Genomic DNA, 18394 nt, shown 5'->3' with positions numbered 1-18394 from the left:
GGCGGGGGGCCGGTTGGGCTCCGTAGAGGTAGTGGGCCAGGGGAGGCGCCAGCAGGGGCTGATGGCGACGCCCCCGCCACCACCAGAGCAGCCAGGGGATGAGTGCCAATAGCCAGGCGGGTCTTAGCAGGGTGAGCTCACTCATGAGGATCTCCGCCTCGGCCACGCGAGCAGCAGCAGGGCCAGCGCCAGAGGCCAGGGGTAGAGTTCGCGCTCGGCGCTCATCCGGTGCAGGGGACGGGCGGTGGGCTCGAGCCGGTCGAGCGCTGCTTGCATCTCGGCCAGATCGGCCATGGAGCGCACGCGAAAATAGCGGCCATGGCCGAGCCGGGCGATCTCGCGCAGCAGGGGCTCGTCGAGCTCTGCACTGGGATCGCGCTGGTTGGCCGGCAGCAGCGGGGTGTCGGGGTCGGCCCCCACCCCCAGGGTGTAGAGCACCATCCCCTCGGCGGCGGCCAGGCGGGCCTGCTCCTGCGGCTGCGCGTCACCCGAGGTGTTGCGCCCGTCGGTGATCAGCAGCAGGGCCCCGGGATGGGCACCGTCCTGATGAGCGCGGGCCAGGGCGATGGCCTCCCCCAGGGCCGTGGTGCGGCCGACCAGATCGAAGTCGAGCTCCTCGCCGAAGGCCTGCAGAGCCTGGTGATCCCGGGTCAGGGGGGAGAGCAGGTAGGCGTGATCGGCGAAGACGATAAGGGCGATGCGATCCCCGGGCCGCGCCTGGATGAGCCGGGCGAGGCGCTGCTTGACGGCGGCGAGGCGGCTCATCTGACGGCCTTCGTCGAGCATGTCCTCGGCGCGCATGCTGTCGGAGAGATCGATGGCGACCAACAGATCCCGACTCGGCTGCCAGGCGATGGAGGGAGGATCACGCCACAGGGGGCGACACAGGGCCAGGATGAAGGCACCCCAGACGAGGGCGGCTCGCCACTCTCCGCGCCTGGGGGTGACGAAGAGTCTGGCAAACCCCTCGTGGCTGAGGGCTCGGGCCGGCCGCAGGGGGGGGAGCCCGAAGCGAATGAGCAGGGGCAACGCCAGGGCCAGCAGGGCCCAGGGCCAGGCCAGGGAGAGGGAGCCGCTCATGGGCGCCTCCGTGGCAGCAGCGGATAGCAGGCGGCGAGCAGGCGTTTGATCTCTGCATCGAGCCGTTTGCGCTGTAACAGCGAGAGAGGGTGACGGCCATAGACCCAGGACTCCCACTCCTCCTGCCACTGGTGCAGATGAGTGCCACTTCGCTCATCGAGGGTGGCCAGCCAGGGGCGGGTGGGTTGGCGGGACAGCTCGGGCCAGCGGTGGCGTGTGAGGCGGCGCAGAGCGTGGTGCAGCGCAGGCAGCTCATCCTTGCCGTGCTGCTGCCACCAGCGCTGGCGCCGCCAGCGTTGACGCAGGGCAAAGACCAACAGCAGCAGGGCTGGCAATAGCAGCAAAAGCAGCGAGAGAGCCCATAGCCGGCTCTGCTCGGTGTCGGGCAGGGTCCCGGGATGAATGTCGCGCAGGGCCGAGAGCCAGCTCAGATCAGCCGCCATGGGCCCTCCCGCCACTGCTCGGCCAGGGGGCGGCCATTGTCGAGCCGGTAGAGGCGGTGCACCAGGGGGAGCAGGGCCCGGGTGACCCGCTCCTGTTGCAAGGTGGCCGCCTTTTCATAGGCATGGGCCCGCTCGCCGTCGAGCCAGCCCCCCCCGGCTCGCGTGCGCGCCGCCATCAGGGCATGGGGAGGCAGAGTGAGCTCGAGCGGGTCGACAATCTGCCACAGGTGCAGATGACAGCGCCCCTTGAGCCGGGCGAGCTGCTGGCAGAGCCGGGTGTCCGGCTCCCGGTGATCCGTGATGAGGTGGAGCGTCGCCCCGTGGGGCAGGGGCAGGTGTGCCAGCTGCTCGCCCAGGGGGGCGGCATCTTGCCGCTCGCTCAGCCAGTGCTCATAGGCCTCGCAGAGGCGGCCGATCAGGGGCTCGGGATGGCGCGGCGAGCGTTGGGGGGGACCATCGCCAACCTTGAGCCAGAGCGGCTTGCCGGCCCCTTGCCAGAGCAGGGCCGAGGCGAGTTCGCAGGCGAGCCTGCCTTTTAGTTGCAGGGTCGAGCCAAAGCGCATCCCTTCGCCCAGATTCACCACCAGGGCGCGGGCCTCCTCGCGCTCCTCCTGATAGAGGCGGGTGTGGGGGCGACCGAGGCGGGCGGTGACTCGCCAGTCGATATGGCGCACCTCGTCGCCGGCCTGATAGAGACGCAGCTCCCGAAAGGTGAGACCGGGCTGGCGGCCGAGCCGGCCGTGGTGCAGGGGGGCGCGCCGCTCCTGGGGCAGGGGGGGCAGGGCCCGGGTGGCCAACAGCCGCGCCAGGGGAAGCGCCAGCATGGGGTGATCGATCACGGGGCTGGCACCCGATCGAGCAGCAGGGCCACCAGCTTCTCCCCGTCCAGATCCCGGGCCAGGGCCTGATAGCTGGGGAGCAGGCGGTGACGCAGCACGGCGGGGGCCAGGCGCTCTATGTCTTCAGGCACCACATAATCGCGCCCCTCCAGCCAGGCGCGGGCACGGGCGGCGCGGGCCAGCCCCAGGGTGGCGCGGGGGCTGGCGCCGATGGCAATCAGCCCCTCGGGGTCCTGACGGCTGGCACACACCAGCTGAACGATATAGTGCTCGAGGCGTGGCTGCATCTCCACTGCCAAGAGGGCCTCGCGCCCTGCCTGAACCTCGCTCTGGGTGAGCAGGGGCTGGCTGCCGGTGGGGGACTCCCCCTTGCGATGCAGTTGCAAGATGGCGAGCTCCAGCGCCGGGCTCGGATATTCCACCTTGAGCTTGAAGAGGAAGCGGTCGAGCTGGGCCTCCGGCAAGGGGTAGGTCCCCTCCTGCTCGATGGGGTTCTGGGTCGCCACCACCATGAAGAGGGGGGGCAGCTTCCAGCTCTTCTTGCCGACGGTGATCTGCTGCTCGGCCATGGCCTCGAGCAGGGCCGATTGAACCTTGGCCGGGGCCCGGTTGATCTCGTCGGCCAGGATCAGGTGGTTAAAGAGGGGACCAGGCTGAAAGGCGAAGCTGCCATCCTGGGGGTGGAATACCTCGGAACCGGTGAGATCCGCCGGCAGCAGGTCCGGGGTGAACTGGATGCGGGCAAAACGCCCCTCGACGGCGCCGCCGAGGGCCTTGACCGCCCGGGTCTTGGCCAGCCCCGGCGCCCCCTCGATGAGGACGTGTCCCTCACAGAGCAGGGCAATAATCAGCCCTTCGATCAACTCGGGTTGCCCCAGTACTTGCTCGTTGAGGGCGCTCTTTAACTGTTGGAACTGGGCCTGGGACATGAGGGGAACTCGTTGTTTTTTATCGATGTTGCTCTTTTTATACTCCAGGGGAGGGCGCTTCTCCACCCCGCCGGTGAGCAGCCGGTGCCAGATGGAGAAAATAGTTTCAATCAGCTGTATGAAACTTGTGATTGGATTGTTAAGATGCGAGCCGTGAGGTCAGACCTCTTCCAACAAGGAGCCAGGATGAACAAGCCATTGAAACTGACCACCCGCCAGGGCGAACGGATTGCCGTCGTGGCGGGGTTGCGTACCCCCTTCGCGAAGCAGGCAACCGCCTATCACGGCGTGCCGGCGGTGGATCTCGGCAAGCTGGTGGTGGGCGAGATGCTCGCCCGCATGGAGCTCGATCCCGCCCTCATCGATCAGGTGGTGTTTGGCCAGGTGGTGCAGATGCCCGAAGCCCCCAACATCGCCCGCGAGATCGTGCTCGGCACCGGCATGAGTGTCTCGACCGATGCCTATAGCGTTTCCCGCGCCTGCGCCACCAGCTTCCAGGCGGTGGCCAACGTGACCGAGTCCATCATGGCCGGTACCATCGACATCGGCATCGCCGGCGGGGCCGACTCCTCCTCTGTGCTTCCCATCGGGGTGAGCAAGAGCCTGGCGCGCGCCCTGGTCGATCTCAACAAGGCTCGCAACCTGCAGCAGCGTTTCAATATTCTGCGTCGCCTGCGTCTGAAAGATCTGTTGCCGGTACCGCCCGCGGTGGCCGAGTACTCCACCGGTCTCTCCATGGGCCAGACCGCCGAGCAGATGGCCAAGAGCCACGGCATCAGCCGCGCCGCCCAGGATGAGCTGGCTCACCGCTCCCACACCCTGGCCGCCCAGGCCTGGGCCGAGGGCAAGCTCTCCGGTGAGGTGTTTGCCGCCCACGTCCCCCCCTATCGGGCGGCCCTCGAGCGCGACAACAACATCCGCGAGAGCTCTGATCTGGCGAGCTATGCCAAGCTCAAGCCCGTCTTTGATCGGGTGCATGGATCGGTGACCGCCGCCAACGCCACCCCGCTCACCGATGGCGCCGCCGCCGTCATGCTGATGCGTGAGGGGCGTGCCCGCGAGCTCGGCTTCGAGCCGCTTGGCTATATTCGCAGTTTCGCCTTCTCGGCCATCGATGTCTGGCAGGACATGTTGATGGGTCCCTCCTACGCCACCCCGATCGCTCTGGATCGCGCCGGCATCACCTTGAGCGATCTCACCCTCATCGACATGCACGAGGCGTTTGCCGCCCAGACCCTGGCCAACCTCAAGATGTTTGCGAGCAAAGAGTTTGCCCGTGACAAGCTGGGCCGTGACCAGGCCATCGGTGAGGTGGACATGGACAAGTTCAACGTGCTGGGCGGGTCGCTGGCCTATGGCCACCCCTTCGCCGCCACCGGTGCGCGCATGATCACCCAGACCCTCAACGAGTTGCGTCGCCGCGGTGGCGGGGTCGCCCTCAACACCGCCTGTGCGGCGGGTGGACTGGGTGCCGCCATGGTGCTGGAAGTGGAATAAGGGCAGGAGAACCGAACAGATGGAACAGAACAGCTTTACCCTCGAGATCCGCAAAGACGGCATCGGCCTGCTCACCATGGACGTGCCGGGCGAGACCATGAACACCCTCAAGGCGGCCTTCGTCGACGAAGTGCGCGCCGTGCTGACCCGGATCCGCGAGAACAAGGATCTGATCGGCCTGGTGATCCGCTCCGGCAAGAAGGACTCCTTCATCGCCGGCGCCGACATCGGCATGCTGGCCGCCTGTCAGAGTGCGGCCGACGCCGAGAAGCTGGCCCGCGATGGCCAGACCCTGTTTGCCGAGATCGAGGCACTGCCGATCCCGGTGATCGCCGCCATCCATGGCCCCTGCCTCGGTGGTGGACTGGAGCTGGCGCTCGCCTGCCACGGCCGGGTCGCCACCGATCACGGCAAGACGGTGCTGGGTCTGCCCGAGGTACAACTCGGCCTGCTGCCGGGCTCCGGCGGTACCCAGCGTCTGCCGCGCCTCATCGGCGTGGCCAAGGCTCTCGATCTCATCCTCACCGGCAAGCAGGTACGCGGCAAGCAGGCCAAGAAACTCGGCCTGATCGACGATCTGGTGCCCCCGAGCATACTGCTCGAGGCCGCCATCAAGCTGGTCAAGCAGGGTAAGCCGAGGCACGAGCTCAAGCGCGATCTGCAGGGCAAGCTGCTCGAGACCAACAAGCTGGGGCGCAAGGTGTTGTTCGATCAGGCCCGTAAAGGGGTGATGAGCAAAACCCGTGGCAACTATCCGGCACCGGAGCGCATCCTCGAGGTGATCTGCATCGGTGTGGAGGAGGGGATGCAGGCCGGCCTGGCCGCCGAGGCGCGCCACTTCGGCGAGCTGGTGATGACCCCCGAGTCGGCGGCCCTGCGCTCCATTTTCTTCGCCACCACCGAGATGAAGAAAGAGGTGAGCTACCAGGGCGCCGAGCCGCGCAAGGTGGGCCATGTGGGGGTGCTGGGCGGCGGCCTGATGGGGGGCGGCATCGCCTACGTCACTGCCACCAAGGCGGGGCGCCCGGTACGGATCAAGGACGTCAGCCAGAGCGGGATCGGCAACGCCCTGCGCTACAGCTATGACCTGCTGGCCAAGAAGCTCAAGCGTCGCCATATCCTGCGCAGCGAGCTGGAGAAGCAGATGAGCATGCTCTCCGGTACCCTGGATTACTCGGGCTTCCACCGGGTCGATCTGGTGATCGAGGCGGTGTTCGAGGATCTCGGCCTCAAGCAGAAGATGGTGGCAGACGTGGAACGCGAGGCCCAGGGCCACGCCATCTTCGCCTCCAACACCTCGTCACTGCCGATCGGCCAGATTGCGGCGCAGGCGGCTCGTCCCGAGCTGGTCGTGGGGCTGCACTACTTCAGCCCGGTGGACAAGATGCCGCTGGCCGAGATCATCCCCCACGCCGGCACCAGCCCAGAGACGGTGGCCACCACGTTGGCCTTCGCCCGTGCCCAGGGCAAGACCCCCATCGTGGTCAAGGATGAGGCGGGCTTCTATGTCAACCGTATCCTCGCCCCCTATATGAACGAGGCGGCGCGCATCCTGCTTGAGGGTGAGCCCATCGAGGTGCTCGACAGCGCCCTGCTCGACGCCGGCTTCCCGGTCGGCCCCATCACACTGCTCGACGAGGTAGGGATCGACGTGGGGGCCAAGATCTCCCCGATCCTCGAAAAAGAGCTCGGTGGAGAGCGCTTCCAGGCGCCGGCGGCGTTTGACAAGCTGCTCCAGGCCGATCGCAAGGGGCGCAAGAACGGCAAGGGCTTCTACCTCTACGGCAAGGCGGCCAAGAAGGGCAAGAAGCAGGTGGACGAGAGCGTCTACGACCTGCTTGGTCTCAAGCCGGTGGCCAAGCTGCCCAAGGCGGAGATCGCCGAGCGCTGCATGCTGATGATGCTCAACGAGGCGGCCATCGCCCTGGACGCCGGCGTGATTGCCTCACCCCGCGACGGGGATATTGGCGCCATCTTCGGCATCGGCTTTCCCCCCTTCCTCGGCGGCCCGTTCCGCTACATGGACAGGGTCGGCATCGACCACCTGGTGGGACGCCTCGAGCACTACCAGAAGCGCTACGGGGATCGTTTCGCCCCGAGCGCGCGCCTTCAGGCGATGGCGGCCGAGGGGCTGCGTTTCTACTGATTTCTCAACTGCCTATTGAGTCGGCGGCCTTCGGGCCGCTTTTTTCGTCTCATCCCTTTGATCCAGCTCAAAATGACATGGTGTTTACTCCTTTGGTGGCATGGCAGGAGAAGGAGGGCTAGGGTCAAATAACGGGGTAATTCTTCAAGGAGTGTCGAACATGAGCGCATTGGAACATACCATCTGGACCGTGCTGGGCTACAGCGTGATGCCCTTCATCTTCCTCAGCGGCTTCGTGGCCGTTGCCGTGGTCAGCTGCTGGCTGCTCAACACCTTCGGGGTGGAGCCCGCCAAGCGCTAAAGGGTGCTATTTGCCGGCGGTGCATCGTCACCGCCGCCGCAATGGAGTACACTGCCCGGCGTATCAACAGACAAGGTGCGCTATGGCCCTCAAGGCAACCGTATTCAAGGTCCATCTCTCCCTCTCCGACATGGACAGGGGCCTCTATCAGGATTTCTCTCTCACCCTGGCCCGTCACCCCTCAGAGACCGACGAGCGGATGATGATCCGTCTCGCCGCCTTTGCCTGGCACGCGGCCGAGCGACTCGAATTTACCAAGGGGCTGTGTGCCGACGACGAGCCCGAGCTCTGGATCAAGAACTACAGCGACGAGATCGAGCTGTGGGTCGAGCTGGGGTTGCCCGACGAGCGCCGCCTCAAGAAGGCGTGCAACCGCTCCCGCGAGGTGATCCTCTATGCCTACGGCGGACGGGGCGTCAGCGTCTGGTGGAAGCAAAACCAGGGCAAGTTGTCCCAGCACGATAACCTGACGGTGATCGAGCTGGCCGACAGCCAGACCCAGGCTCTGGCGGCCCTGGCCGAGCGCACCATGCAGCTCACCTGCACCGTCAGCGAAGGGCAGCTGTGGATGAGCAACGGATCCGCCGAGGTGACACTGGATCCCATCCCCCTGATGAGCCAGCACAGCCACGCCTGATATGTTGTCCGCCCTGCTCGATATCGTGGTGCCCGTGTTTGCCGTGGTGGCGCTGGGTGCCCTCTACGGCAGTCGCCGGCCGGGGGCGGAGCTGGCTTTCGTCAACCGGGCCAATATCGAACTCTTCACCCCGGCACTGGTCTTCTCGGCCCTGGTGAAATATCCCCTGGCCCTGGGTGAACATCTGCCTCTGCTGCTCGCCGGCGCCCTGGTGATCTTGCTGCCCGGGCTCATGCTGGCGCTGTGCCCCATCCGGGGGCTGTCGCGCCCGGCCCGGGTGCTGCCCGCCATGTTTCGCAACACAGGCAACCTCGGCATTCCGCTGATGCTGCTCGCCTTCGGGGAGCGCCAGCTCGGCGCCATCGTCATCCTCTTCGTGCTCTCCAACCTGCTTCACTTCTCGGTGGGGCTGGCTATCCTCGGTGGCCGTGACAAGGGTGCGCGCTGGCTCTGGCTGCGCAGTCCCATGTTGTGGGCGGCGGCGGCGGGGCTGCTGTGCGCCAACCTCGGCGTCACGTTGCCGGCGTTCGTGGTGACCTCGGCTTCCCTGCTTGGACAGATCTCGGTACCCCTGATGCTGTTTGCCCTCGGGATCCGGCTGCTGGACGGGGAGTGGGAGGACTTGGGCATGGCGCTTGGGATAAACCTCCTCTACCTGCTGGCGGGGACCCTCTCTTTGTGCCTGGTATGGTGGCTGTTGCCCCTCAAGAGCGAGTGGTTGCCACTGCTGCTGGTGACGGTGGCCCTGCCGCCGGCCGTGCTTAACTACATGCTGTGCGAACAATACGACTGTCAGCCGCACAAGGTGGCGAGCATAGTATTGGGGGGCAATGCCCTCTCGGTGCTGGTGATTCCGTTGGCCATCTGGGTGGCACTGCATTTGGCCTGACCGCAGGGGCGATCCCCCCTTGCTGCCGGCAGAGAAGTGGTGGGCACTGAGGGGCTGTGTCAGATATGTTGCATCATATGGCGATGGATGGGGCGCAGTTCATCGTGCATGGCGCGGGCCAGCCAGTGCCAGTCGAGCTCCGGCTGGCCATGCTTGAAGCGCTGATAGACTCGCCCGCCCTCGACCAGCAGAAAGAGGGTACAGGACTGGCCCAGCAGGTTGATATAACGCACCATCACCTCGCCCTCCCGTGCCATGACCTGATGGCGCAGTGCGTTGATGTCGTGGGCCCAGCTCTGTCCATCCTGGTTGAACACTTCGAAGCGGAACATGACACGTCTCCTCCGAGAATTAGTCTCATACGATGCCTAACCCGGGAGGAGGGATCACCTGTCAGATATGACAGGTGATGTTGACGGAGGGGAGCCGTCCCGTTTGCAGGGGCTGTGGTGCAGGAGTAGACTCATCGCCGTTTTTTCTTCGAGAGCCACGTTATGGATCTGCTCCTGTTTCTGATTGACTTCATCCTGCACGTCGATGTGCACCTGAAGGAGTTGTTTGACAACTATGGCGTCTGGGTTTACGCCATCCTCTTTCTCATCATCTTCTGCGAGACCGGCCTGGTGGTGACCCCCTTCCTGCCCGGCGACTCCCTGCTCTTCGCCGCCGGCGCCCTGACCGTGGGTAGCGCCCTCGATGTCAACGTGCTGGCCGGGGTGCTGGTGGCCGCCGCCGTACTGGGCAACGTGGTCAACTACACCATTGGTCACTTCTTCGGTGAGCAGCTGTTTCGGCGCCCGGATTCGAAGATCTTCCGTCGCGACTATCTGGACAAGACCCACGCCTTCTACGCCCGTCACGGGGGAAAGACCATCATCATCACCCGTTTCCTGCCGATCGTGCGCACCTTTGCCCCCTTCGTGGCGGGCATGGGGGCCATGACCTATCCGCGTTTCCTCGCCTTTAACCTGGTGGGGGGATTGTTGTGGGTGGCGAGCTTCGTCTACGCCGGCCACTTCTTTGGCAACCTGCCGGTGGTGCGCCACAACTTCACCCTGCTCATCTTCGGCATCATCGGCATCTCCTTGTTGCCCATGGTGATGGGGGCGGTGCGGGCCAGAGCCGCGGCGCGGACCTGAACAAGAAAAACGCGCCCTTTGGCGCGTTTTTGCTATCTCAAGGCTCAGGCGGCGTAGCGAGCCAGTGTGAGTCCTTCCGTGTCGATGGGGGGGCGCTCCCCACTTATCCAGTCGCAGAGCAGTTGTGCCGATCCCGCCGCCATGGTCCAGCCCAGCGTACCGTGTCCGGTGTTGAGCCACAGTCCCGGAATGGGGCTCGGGCCCACCAGAGGCGTGCCATCCGGGGTCATGGGGCGCAGCCCGGTCCAAAACTCGGCACGGGCGAGATCGCCCCCCTGCGGAAAGAGATCGCCCACCACCATGGCGAGGGTCTCCCGTCGTCTCGGGTTAAGCCGCAGATCGAAACCCGCCAGCTCGGCCATACCGCCGACCCGAATACGCTGGTCGAAACGGGTGAGCGCCACCTTGTAGGTCTCGTCGAGCACAGTGCTCCGGGGGGCTCCGCCGGCATCCGTGATGGGCAGGGTGAGGGAGTAGCCCTTGACCGGGTAGACGGGCAAGTCGAGATCGTACTGGCGCAAGAAGCCGGTGCTGTAGCTGCCAAAGGCGCACACCACGGCGTCGGCATGCCAGCGCTGCTCGCCGGCGCGAACCCCGACCACCTTGCCGGCGATTTGGATCAGGCTGTCGACGGCGCAATCGAAGACGAAGGTGACGCCGAGTCTTTGCGCCTCCCCGGCCAGGGCTCGGGTGAAACGCAGGCAGTCACCGGTCTCGTCGCCGGGCAGGCGCAAGCCCCCCTTGATGACGCCGCGCACCCGGGCCAGCGCCGGCTCGGCGGCCTCGCAGCCGGTGGCATCGAGCGCCTCGAACGGCACGCCGGCGGCGGCGAGTACCTCCATGTCCCGCTTGCTCGCCTCAATCTGGGCGCGGCTTCGAAACAGTTGCAGGGTGCCGAGCTGGCGCCCTTCGTAGTCGATGCCGGTCTCATGGCGCATACGGATCATGCAGTCGCGGCTGAACTCGGCCAGGCGCACCATGCGCCCCTTGTTGCGGGCGTAGGAGGCCTCGTTGCAATTGGCCAGCATCTTGAGCATCCAGCGCAGCTGGAAAGGGTCCGAGGTGGGGCGGATGGCCAGCGGCGCGTGGCGCTCGAGCATCCACTTGGCGGCCTTGAAGGGGATGCCGGGGGCCGCCCAGGGGGCCGCATAGCCGGGGGAGATCTGTCCCGCATTGGCGTGACTGGTCTCCATTGCCACTTCGCTGCGTCGCTCGAGCAGGGTCACCCTGTGGCCTGCCTTTGCCAGATACCAGGCCGTACTGACACCGACCACGCCTCCTCCCAGCACCACAATATCCATCTCGTTCACCCTCCCTTGGTTGAGGGCTCCACAATAGATATCGGCAACAGGATATTCAACTGAATTGTATGGGTTTGGTGAGTAACTCTGAGTTTGATTGTTTCTATGGTGTTTCCGCTTGAAGGCTAGCGAGCGGGAAGCGTTATCGTTGCCTGGGCGTGCCGCTCCCGGATCAAGGCGAAGAGCCCTTGTAATGGGCCCTGATGGCGCTCTGCAACCCGCACCGCACCATACATGTGGCGCCTAATCCCATCACCGAGGGGGCGGGCCAGCAGCAGCCCCTGGCGCACGAATTCGCTGCTGGCCCAGTCGGGCAGGGCGGCAAGGCCGAGTCCGGCCGCCGCCATCTGCAACATCACAGAGGTGTTGTCGACCACCTTGCAGCGGCCCGGCTCGACCCCCGCGGGGAGCAAGAAGCGGCCGAAGATGTCCATCCGGGCGCGCTCTACCGGATAGGTGAGCAGCACCTCGCCGGCGAGATCGGTCGGTGCAATCCACTCCTTGCTCGCCAACGGATGATCCGGCGCCATCACCAGGGTGAGGGAGAAGTCAAACAGGGGCTCGAAGTGGAGATCGCCCCGGGTCTGCACATCCGAGGTGAGCAAGAGATCGAGCCGTCCGCCGAGCAGGGCGGCCACCGCATCGAAGCCGGGCAGTGACTCCACTTCCAGCTCGACGCCGCCCCAGCGCTGGCGAAAGGCGGGCAGCAGGGGCAGCAGCCAATGGATGCAGCTGTGGCAGTCCAGGGCCAGGTGCAGGCGACCCTGTTGACCGCTTTGCAGGGCAGCGAGCTGTTTTTCGGCCTGCCCTATCTGGGGCAGGACGCTGCGGGCCAGGCCAAGCACCAGCTCGCCGGCCGGGGTGAAGGCAAGTGGCCGGCTCTTTCGCAGGTAGAGCTCGAGGCCCAGGCGGCCCTCCAGCTCCTTGAGCTGGTGAGAGAGGGCTGACTGGGTCAGGTTCAATGCGGCGGCGGCGGCGGCGAGGGAGCCCTGCTCGGCCAGGGCGGCCACCGTCCTTAAGTGTTTAATCTCCATCCTTGCTCCTGCTTGAGAGATCCTTGAGAGCCACTTGAAGAGGATTCAATAGTCAGGCTCACCTTATCTCGTCATTCTGGATGTGTAAACATCTGGACGGCTAAATGAGTCGAATCCAGCCATATTCGGATCAACGATGAGAGAGAAGGCGATGACTCAAGCACACACCCTGGGATTCCCCCGCATCGGCGCCAAGCGCGAACTGAAATTTGCCCTCGAGGCCTACTGGCGTGGGGAGATCCCGCAATCTGAGTTGCTGGCGGTGGGCAAGGGCCTGCGTGAGCGTCACTGGCAGGCACAACGCCAGGCCGGTGTGACCCTGCTGCCGGTCGGTGATTTCGCCTGGTACGATCAGGTGCTCGGTACCAGCCTGCTGGTGGATGCGGTGCCGGCGCGCCACCGGGACGGCGAGACCACCCTCGATACCCTGTTCCGGGTCGCCCGGGGCCGAGCCCCCACCGGTCAGCCCGCAGCTGCGGCCGAGATGACCAAGTGGTTCAACACCAACTATCACTACCTGGTGCCCGAATTTCATCAGGATCAGCGCTTTCGCCTCGGCTGGTCCCAACTGTTTGACGAGGTCGAGGAGGCCAAGGCATTGGGCCTTCCCATCAAGGCGGTTCTGCTCGGCCCCGTCACCTACCTCTGGCTCGGCAAGGAGAAAGAGAGCGGCTTCTCCCGTCTCGAGCTGCTCGACCGGCTGCTCGTCGTCTATCAGGAGATCCTGGGGAGGCTCTCGTCCCTGGGAGTGGAGTGGGTACAGGTTGACGAGCCGGCCCTGACCCTGGATCTGCCCGAGGAGTGGCGACTGGCTTACCTCAAGGCCTATGAGCGCCTGGCCGGTCCCTGCAAGCTGTTGCTGACTACCTACTTTGGCTCGGTGGCGCACCAGCGCGATCTCATCACCAGCCTGAAGGTCGACGGTCTGCACCTGGATCTGGTGGCGGCCCCCGAGCAGGCCGAGAGCCTCATCCCCAAGCTGCCTGCCCACTGGGTTGTCTCGGCCGGGGTCATCAACGGCCGCAACGTGTGGCGGGCCAACCTGCTGGCAGTGGGTGAGCGCCTCAAGGGGCTCAAGGCGCGCCTCGGCGAGCGCCTGTGGGTCGGCTCCTCCTGCTCCCTGCTGCACAGTCCGGTGGATCTCACCCTGGAGCATGAGCTGGCCCCCCAGGTGAAAAGCTGGTTCGCCTTTGCCCAGCAGAAGTGCTACGAGCTGGGGCTGCTGGCCGATTACCTCGATGGTGGCGAGCCGTCGCGGGTGGCCGCCTACAGCCAGCCCATCATCGATAGGGCTGGCGATGGCAAGGTGCACAAGAGCGCGGTGCAGTCGCGTCTGGCGGCCCTGACCGAGCAGGCATTCCACCGCAGCGGCGCCTACCCGGTGCGCGCCCGGCGTCAGCGGGAGATCTTGCGTCTGCCCCTGCTGCCGACCACCACCATCGGCTCCTTCCCGCAGACCGGCGAAATCCGTGCCCTGCGCCAGGAGTGGCGCGCCGGTCGTGTCGACGACGCCACCTACCAGGCGGGGATTTGCGCCCAGATCAAGGATGCCATCCTGCGCCAGGAAGCGATCGGGCTGGATGTGCTGGTACACGGGGAGGCCGAACGTAACGACATGGTCGAGTACTTCGGTGAACTGCTGGACGGCTTTGCCATCACCCGTTTCGGCTGGGTGCAGAGCTACGGCTCGCGCTGCGTCAAGCCGCCGGTGATCACCGGGGATATCGACCGTCCGACCCCCATGACGCTGGAGTGGGCCCGCTTTGCCCAGAGCCTGACCGACAAGCCGGTCAAGGGGATGTTGACCGGGCCCGTGACCATCCTCTGCTGGTCCTTCCCCCGCGAAGACGTGAGCCGCGAGCAGTCTGCCCTGCAGATCGCCCTGGCCATTCGCGACGAGGTGGCGGATCTGGAAGCGGCCGGTATCAAGATCATCCAGATCGACGAGCCTGCCATTCGCGAGGGGTTGCCCCTGCGCGCCGGGGATCACCAGGCCTATCTCGACTGGGCGGTGCGCAGTTTCCGCCTGAGCGCCAGCCCGGTGGCGGACAGCACCCAGATCCACACCCACATGTGCTATAGCGACTTCAACCTCATCATCGAGGCAGTGGCGGCGCTCGATGCAGATGTCATCACCATCGAGACCAGCCGCAGCCAGATGCAGCTGCTGGAGGCGTTCGAGCGCTTCAACTACCCCAACGAGATTGGCCCTGGTGTCTATGACATTCACTCACCCAACGTGCCGAGTCAGGAGTGGATAGAGGGTCTGCTGCGCAAGGCGGCTCGCAAGATCCCGGTCGAGCGGCTCTGGGTCAATCCGGACTGTGGCCTCAAGACCCGGGGTTGGGAGGAGACGCAGGCGGCATTGAAGGTGATGGTGGCGGCGACACGGGCGCTGCGTCAGGAGCTGGCACGGCGACCCGAGAAGGTCTGATCCTGACGGTCGAGAGAAGGGGAGGCATTGCCTCCCCTTCTCTATGGTCACCATTGGGGCACTTGCCTTTACAGGGACGCCGGGCTTGCCCATCATGGTGATTTTGTGCTGTGGAGCCAAACCATGTTCCTGTTTGACGTGACGGACGAGCAGGGTGCCCACGCCCGGATCCGGGTACAGGCACTCGACTGGGTTCAAAGTGGTCCTGTCACCCTGGAGTGCAACGACGACACCCTGGCCCTGACGCTGCTCAGCGGTTGCCGCTGTGATGCGGTGGGGTATTTCAATTTGCTGGCCGGCAGCAAGCCATTGCATGTGGAGCAGTGGCTGGAGTATCTGCGTGAGCAGGGCAAGTTGGCTTCCCTCAAGAGTCGCCCACTCACTCCCGATACTCCCCACTATTTGCAGGAGGCGGGCCTGGATGACGAGGAGTGCACCAGTTTGCTCAATAACCTCTACAAGGTGGCCGGTTTTAACCGCTTGCAGCTCAATCGTTATCTCAAGCACAGGAGTAACCCCGCCATGCTTGCCACCCGTTACGATCAGGGGGAGCTGGAGCGTTATCGCCTGCTCAACGAGGTGATCCGTGGCTTGCTCAGGCTAAAAGGGAAAGGAAAAACGTCTGGAAACGAATGACACCCTGAACGGGGCTTGTTAGAGTCCATAAGTTAAAGTGATAAAAATATCATCCACATCCATTAAATGGTAATAAATGTGAGTGAAAACACTTTCATGCCCCGGTAAAGTGGGCAATATGGATCTGTAATAGCTACAAAGGGGTACATTGGATGTTGTTAGAGCCTGTTAACACGGCAAAGGCCAGACAGTTACTGAATCAGACCATGGCACTGGTCCTTGCTGGGGGGAGGGGAAGCCGCCTCAAGCAGTTGACCGACAATCGCGCCAAGCCGGCGGTTCACTTCGGCGGCAAGTTCCGCATCATCGATTTTGTGCTCTCCAACTGTGTCAACTCGGGGATCCGCCGCATCGGCGTGGTGACCCAATACAAGTCCCACAGCCTGCTGCGACACCTTCAGTCCGGCTGGTCCTTTCTGCGCTATCAGATGAACGAGTTTATCGATCTGCTGCCGGCCCAGCAGCGGGTGGATGAGGTGCACTGGTATCGGGGCACGGCCGATGCCGTCTATCAGAATCTGGACATCATTCGCGACCATGGGCCCAAGTACATAGTGGTGCTGGCCGGGGATCACGTCTACAAGATGGACTACGCCAGCATGCTGCTCGATCATGTGCGCCTCGGCGCCAAGGTGACCGTGGCCTGTATCGAGGTGCCCAGGGAGGAGGCCTCCGCCTTTGGGGTGATGGCGGTGGACGAGTCGCGCAAGATCAGCGCCTTCGTGGAGAAGCCCACCAACCCGCCGCCCATGCCGGGCAAGCCCGATACGGCCCTTGCCTCCATGGGGATCTACATCTTCGAGGCCGAGTTTCTCTATCAGCTGCTCGAAGAGGACATTCGTGACGAGAACTCCCACCACGACTTTGGCATGAACGTGATCCCCCGGGTGGTCGGTGAAGGGGTCGCCTATGCCCACCCCTTCAGCATGTCTTGCGTCGGCTGCTGCCCGGACAAGCGCCCCTACTGGCGTGATGTGGGGACGGTTGAGTCGTTCTGGGAGGCCAACATGGATCTCGCCTCCGTGGTGCCCGAGCTGGATGTGTACGATCAAAACTGGCCCATCTGGACCAGCCAGCTGATGACTCCGCCGGCCAAGTTTGTACAGGATCGTAACGGTCAGCACGGGATGACCATCAACTCCCTGTTTGCCGGTGGCACCATAGTGAGCGGCTCCTTCGTGATGAGCTCTGTGCTCTTTACCAATGTGCGCGTCCACTCCTTCTGTACTCTGGATCAGGCGGTGATCTTCCCCGGTGTCGAGGTGGGGGCCGGTTGTCGCCTGCGTCGGGTGGTCGTCGACAAGGGGTGCAAGCTGCCCGAGGGGCTGGTGGTTGGCGAGAATGCCGACGAGGATGCTCGCCGTTTCTACCGCTCCGAGCAGGGCATAGTGCTGGTGACCCGGGACATGCTGGAGCGCCTCGGTGAGGAGCAGCCCACCCTGGAGCCGGAGCTGAGCGTGCAGTGATGACGCCATCAACAGAGAGGGGGAGCCTTGGCTCCCCCTTCTTTTTGTGCCTGTTCCCTAGAGCAGGCTGAACGGGATCTCGAGTCGGCCCGGCAGCACGTTGAGCCCGCTCACGTGATCCTTGGCCAGGGCCTCCTTCTCGTGGCGCTCGTTGAGGCGATAGACGGGCGTCTGCTCGAGGAACTGGCTCAAGGAGAGGCTGATCATGGGGAGCAGCGGGGTGAGGGCGGCGCCCACATCGGCCGGCTCAGTGGTGATGGATCTCAACTCCAGATCCTGAAGGTAGATGGCCCCCTGTGCGGGTTGGTAGTCGGGACGTGCCCGCAGGGAGAGGCGCACCGACATGGCCTGGCGTCCGGCCGGCGTGGTGATGGTGAGATCCCCCATGCCGTCGAGATCGATCTTGTCCGGGGCGCTGCGCCCGATGTGGCTCTTGAGATCCCCAAGGCGGATCTGCGCCGACATGATGCCCGGGATCCCCAGGCTCTTTTCGAAACCGGCCTTGCTGGCCAGGTAGTCGTTGATCTGCTGCTCGCTGATGCTGGTCGTGGTGAGCGAGGCACAAGCCCCCAGCAACAGAGCGAGGGAGGGGGCCAGGAGGCGGCGTGAGAGTGAGGGCATGGGAACTCCGCTAACCGTGATGTTGGCGCGATCTTAGCGGCTCTGTCACCCCTTGCCTAGGGTGTCGTCGTTTGCCGATGGCGGGGTCTGCTCCCGCTGGGCCTGGCAGAAGGTGATGAAACGCTGCATGGCGCGCGACAGGTACTTCTGGCGGTGCCACACCAGCTTGAGGCGGCGGGGAAAGCGCCTCGAGACAGAGAGCCTGACCAGTCGTCCGCTCTGCAGGCGATCCCGGGCTGCCAGCTCGGAGATAAACGAGAGCCCGAGCCCACGCTCCACCGAGAGCATGACCGCCTCCAGGGTATTGAGCTCAAGCCCCTGAACCGGGCGAACCAGATGGGGGCGGATCTGTTGATCAAAGCGCTCCCGGCTCCCCGAGTGGCTCTCTCTCAATACCCAGCGCTCGTCACTCAGCTCGGCGAGCTCAAGCTCCTGTCGGCCAGCCAAGGGGTGATCCGGTGGGGCTATGATCACCATCTCATCCTCCAGCCAGGGTTCGGTGACCAGCTCATCGTGCACACACTCCCCCTCGATGAGGGCCAGATCCAGCTCGAAGTTGGCCAGCTGTTGGCAGAGGTTGTGGGTATTGGTGATCACCACCTCGAGCCGTCCCGTCTCACTGTGCAGGGGGGCGAGCAGGTTCGGCAGCAGATAGTTGCCGATAGTTTGGCTCGCCCCGAGGCGCAGCAGGCCCGCCTCGGCCCCATCCTGACCAAAGAGCCCCTCAATGTCGTGCAGACGAGCCAGCAGATCCTCGGCCAGGGGATGCAGCAGGCGCCCCTCGCTGTTGAGCTGCAACCTGGGATGGACCCGATCAAACAGGGGAGTACCGAGCTGGCGTTCAAGCTCTTGCAGGGCCTGGGAGATGGCGCCGCGACTGAGAAAGAGCGCCTCGGCGGCGGCTCCCAGGTTGCCGTGACGGGCCACGGCGCAGAAGCTGCGCAGCTGTCTGAGGGTGATGTTCATTTAGGTTTTCTAAAAGATATGTTTAAGCCATTTAGA

18 protein-coding genes are annotated in these 18394 nt (G+C 64.6%); 9 read left to right on the top strand and 9 right to left on the bottom strand.

What is annotated here, in order from left to right:
• Positions 1 to 141 precede the first annotated feature (141 nt).
• Genes BN1133_RS12065 through BN1133_RS12050 form a run of 4 tightly spaced genes read right to left on the bottom strand, consistent with a single transcriptional unit; the run spans position 142 to position 3291 of the window.
• Entirely contained in the window at positions 142 to 1080 is a 939-nt protein-coding gene (locus tag BN1133_RS12065) for a VWA domain-containing protein (protein WP_050666775.1), read from the bottom strand.
• Positions 1077 to 1523 carry a hypothetical protein gene (locus tag BN1133_RS12060; protein ID WP_058628293.1) on the bottom strand — a complete coding sequence of 149 codons (447 nt, stop codon included), beginning with the start codon at positions 1521 to 1523 and terminating at the stop codon, positions 1077 to 1079. The genes BN1133_RS12065 and BN1133_RS12060 overlap by 4 nt, the downstream gene beginning before the upstream one ends.
• Positions 1508 to 2347 (bottom strand): DUF58 domain-containing protein, encoded by an 840-nt coding sequence (locus tag BN1133_RS12055; protein WP_050666777.1) that lies wholly within the window; start codon positions 2345 to 2347, stop codon positions 1508 to 1510. Before BN1133_RS12055 ends, BN1133_RS12060 begins: the two co-directional genes overlap by 16 nt.
• Positions 2348 to 2358: 11 nt before the next feature.
• The gene (locus tag BN1133_RS12050; protein WP_050666773.1) at positions 2359 to 3291 is read right to left on the bottom strand and encodes an AAA family ATPase; all 933 of its coding nucleotides are present in this window, start codon (positions 3289 to 3291) and stop codon (positions 2359 to 2361) included.
• Between the two features lie 186 nt (positions 3292 to 3477).
• On the opposite strand from BN1133_RS12050, the gene fadI reads away from it, so the two are divergent.
• The 5 genes from fadI (at position 3478) to BN1133_RS12030 (ending at position 8761) form a co-directional block, all read left to right on the top strand.
• Complete coding sequence (gene fadI / locus BN1133_RS12045) at positions 3478 to 4788, top strand: acetyl-CoA C-acyltransferase FadI (protein WP_050666772.1); 1311 nt, start codon at positions 3478 to 3480, stop codon at positions 4786 to 4788.
• A 19-nt stretch (positions 4789 to 4807) separates the two neighbouring features.
• On the top strand, positions 4808 to 6934 hold the full coding sequence (gene fadJ, locus BN1133_RS12040; RefSeq protein ID WP_050666771.1) for a fatty acid oxidation complex subunit alpha FadJ: 2127 nt from the start codon (positions 4808 to 4810) through the stop codon (positions 6932 to 6934).
• A gap of 160 nt (positions 6935 to 7094) precedes the next feature.
• Positions 7095 to 7235, top strand: a complete 141-nt coding sequence (locus BN1133_RS19750; RefSeq protein ID WP_082177998.1) for a TIGR02808 family protein — start codon at positions 7095 to 7097, stop codon at positions 7233 to 7235.
• Positions 7236 to 7317: 82 nt separating this feature from the next.
• A complete protein-coding gene (locus tag BN1133_RS12035; RefSeq protein WP_050666770.1) occupies positions 7318 to 7872 on the top strand; it encodes a YaeQ family protein in 555 nt (184 codons plus the stop codon).
• Position 7873: 1 nt separating this feature from the next.
• The gene (locus BN1133_RS12030; RefSeq protein ID WP_050666769.1) at positions 7874 to 8761 is read left to right on the top strand and encodes an AEC family transporter; all 888 of its coding nucleotides are present in this window, start codon (positions 7874 to 7876) and stop codon (positions 8759 to 8761) included.
• A gap of 59 nt (positions 8762 to 8820) precedes the next feature.
• Here BN1133_RS12030 and BN1133_RS12025 read toward each other — a convergent pair whose 3' ends face one another.
• Positions 8821 to 9093, bottom strand: coding sequence for a hypothetical protein (locus tag BN1133_RS12025; RefSeq protein WP_050666768.1), 273 nt, complete (start codon positions 9091 to 9093; stop codon positions 8821 to 8823).
• A gap of 162 nt (positions 9094 to 9255) precedes the next feature.
• Here BN1133_RS12025 and BN1133_RS12020 point away from each other — a divergent pair, with 162 nt between their 5' ends.
• On the top strand, positions 9256 to 9900 hold the full coding sequence (locus BN1133_RS12020; protein WP_050666767.1) for a DedA family protein: 645 nt from the start codon (positions 9256 to 9258) through the stop codon (positions 9898 to 9900).
• Positions 9901 to 9944: 44 nt separating this feature from the next.
• On the opposite strand, the gene BN1133_RS12015 is transcribed toward BN1133_RS12020, so the two are convergent.
• Both BN1133_RS12015 and BN1133_RS12010 read right to left on the bottom strand, forming a co-directional pair.
• Entirely contained in the window at positions 9945 to 11240 is a 1296-nt protein-coding gene (locus BN1133_RS12015) for a D-amino acid dehydrogenase (RefSeq protein WP_269429893.1), read from the bottom strand.
• An 86-nt stretch (positions 11241 to 11326) separates the two neighbouring features.
• Positions 11327 to 12235, bottom strand: coding sequence for a LysR substrate-binding domain-containing protein (locus BN1133_RS12010; protein WP_050666765.1), 909 nt, complete (start codon positions 12233 to 12235; stop codon positions 11327 to 11329).
• A gap of 151 nt (positions 12236 to 12386) precedes the next feature.
• On the opposite strand from BN1133_RS12010, the gene metE reads away from it, so the two are divergent.
• From metE to glgC, 3 genes are all read left to right on the top strand, one after another.
• A complete protein-coding gene (metE, locus tag BN1133_RS12005) occupies positions 12387 to 14669 on the top strand; it encodes a 5-methyltetrahydropteroyltriglutamate--homocysteine S-methyltransferase (protein ID WP_050666764.1) in 2283 nt (760 codons plus the stop codon).
• A 123-nt stretch (positions 14670 to 14792) separates the two neighbouring features.
• A complete protein-coding gene (locus BN1133_RS12000) occupies positions 14793 to 15305 on the top strand; it encodes a hypothetical protein (RefSeq protein ID WP_050666763.1) in 513 nt (170 codons plus the stop codon).
• A gap of 152 nt (positions 15306 to 15457) precedes the next feature.
• Positions 15458 to 16771, top strand: coding sequence for a glucose-1-phosphate adenylyltransferase (gene glgC / locus BN1133_RS11995; protein ID WP_050666762.1), 1314 nt, complete (start codon positions 15458 to 15460; stop codon positions 16769 to 16771).
• A 57-nt stretch (positions 16772 to 16828) separates the two neighbouring features.
• Here the strand turns inward: glgC and BN1133_RS11990 are convergent, their stop codons facing one another.
• Positions 16829 to 17392, bottom strand: coding sequence for a lipoprotein (locus BN1133_RS11990; protein ID WP_050666761.1), 564 nt, complete (start codon positions 17390 to 17392; stop codon positions 16829 to 16831).
• 45 nt (positions 17393 to 17437) lie between these two features.
• Complete coding sequence (locus BN1133_RS11985; protein WP_050666760.1) at positions 17438 to 18358, bottom strand: LysR substrate-binding domain-containing protein; 921 nt, start codon at positions 18356 to 18358, stop codon at positions 17438 to 17440.
• Positions 18359 to 18394 lie beyond the last annotated feature (36 nt).

The organism is Aeromonas schubertii (genome assembly GCF_000820105.1).
GTDB classification, from domain to species: domain Bacteria; phylum Pseudomonadota; class Gammaproteobacteria; order Enterobacterales; family Aeromonadaceae; genus Aeromonas; species Aeromonas schubertii.
Note: the sequence above shows the minus strand (reverse complement) of the source record. Positions and strands in the feature narration are given on the sequence as shown.

Bases quoted from the DNA above. Each gene is read 5' to 3' on its own strand.
- BN1133_RS12065 (WP_050666775.1), bottom strand. From the start codon at position 1,080: ATGAGCGGCTCCCTCTCCCTGGCCTGGCCCTGGGCCCTGCTGGCCCTG.
- BN1133_RS12060 (WP_058628293.1), bottom strand. From the start codon at position 1,523: ATGGCGGCTGATCTGAGCTGGCTCTCGGCCCTGCGCGACATTCATCCC.
- BN1133_RS12055 (WP_050666777.1), bottom strand. From the start codon at position 2,347: ATGCTGGCGCTTCCCCTGGCGCGGCTGTTGGCCACCCGGGCCCTGCCC.
- BN1133_RS12050 (WP_050666773.1), bottom strand. From the start codon at position 3,291: ATGTCCCAGGCCCAGTTCCAACAGTTAAAGAGCGCCCTCAACGAGCAA.
- fadI (WP_050666772.1), top strand. From the start codon at position 3,478: ATGAACAAGCCATTGAAACTGACCACCCGCCAGGGCGAACGGATTGCC.
- fadJ (WP_050666771.1), top strand. From the start codon at position 4,808: ATGGAACAGAACAGCTTTACCCTCGAGATCCGCAAAGACGGCATCGGC.
- BN1133_RS19750 (WP_082177998.1), top strand. From the start codon at position 7,095: ATGAGCGCATTGGAACATACCATCTGGACCGTGCTGGGCTACAGCGTG.
- BN1133_RS12035 (WP_050666770.1), top strand. From the start codon at position 7,318: ATGGCCCTCAAGGCAACCGTATTCAAGGTCCATCTCTCCCTCTCCGAC.
- BN1133_RS12030 (WP_050666769.1), top strand. From the start codon at position 7,874: ATGTTGTCCGCCCTGCTCGATATCGTGGTGCCCGTGTTTGCCGTGGTG.
- BN1133_RS12025 (WP_050666768.1), bottom strand. From the start codon at position 9,093: ATGTTCCGCTTCGAAGTGTTCAACCAGGATGGACAGAGCTGGGCCCAC.
- BN1133_RS12020 (WP_050666767.1), top strand. From the start codon at position 9,256: ATGGATCTGCTCCTGTTTCTGATTGACTTCATCCTGCACGTCGATGTG.
- BN1133_RS12010 (WP_050666765.1), bottom strand. From the start codon at position 12,235: ATGGAGATTAAACACTTAAGGACGGTGGCCGCCCTGGCCGAGCAGGGC.
- metE (WP_050666764.1), top strand. From the start codon at position 12,387: ATGACTCAAGCACACACCCTGGGATTCCCCCGCATCGGCGCCAAGCGC.
- BN1133_RS12000 (WP_050666763.1), top strand. From the start codon at position 14,793: ATGTTCCTGTTTGACGTGACGGACGAGCAGGGTGCCCACGCCCGGATC.
- glgC (WP_050666762.1), top strand. From the start codon at position 15,458: ATGTTGTTAGAGCCTGTTAACACGGCAAAGGCCAGACAGTTACTGAAT.
- BN1133_RS11990 (WP_050666761.1), bottom strand. From the start codon at position 17,392: ATGCCCTCACTCTCACGCCGCCTCCTGGCCCCCTCCCTCGCTCTGTTG.
- BN1133_RS11985 (WP_050666760.1), bottom strand. From the start codon at position 18,358: ATGAACATCACCCTCAGACAGCTGCGCAGCTTCTGCGCCGTGGCCCGT.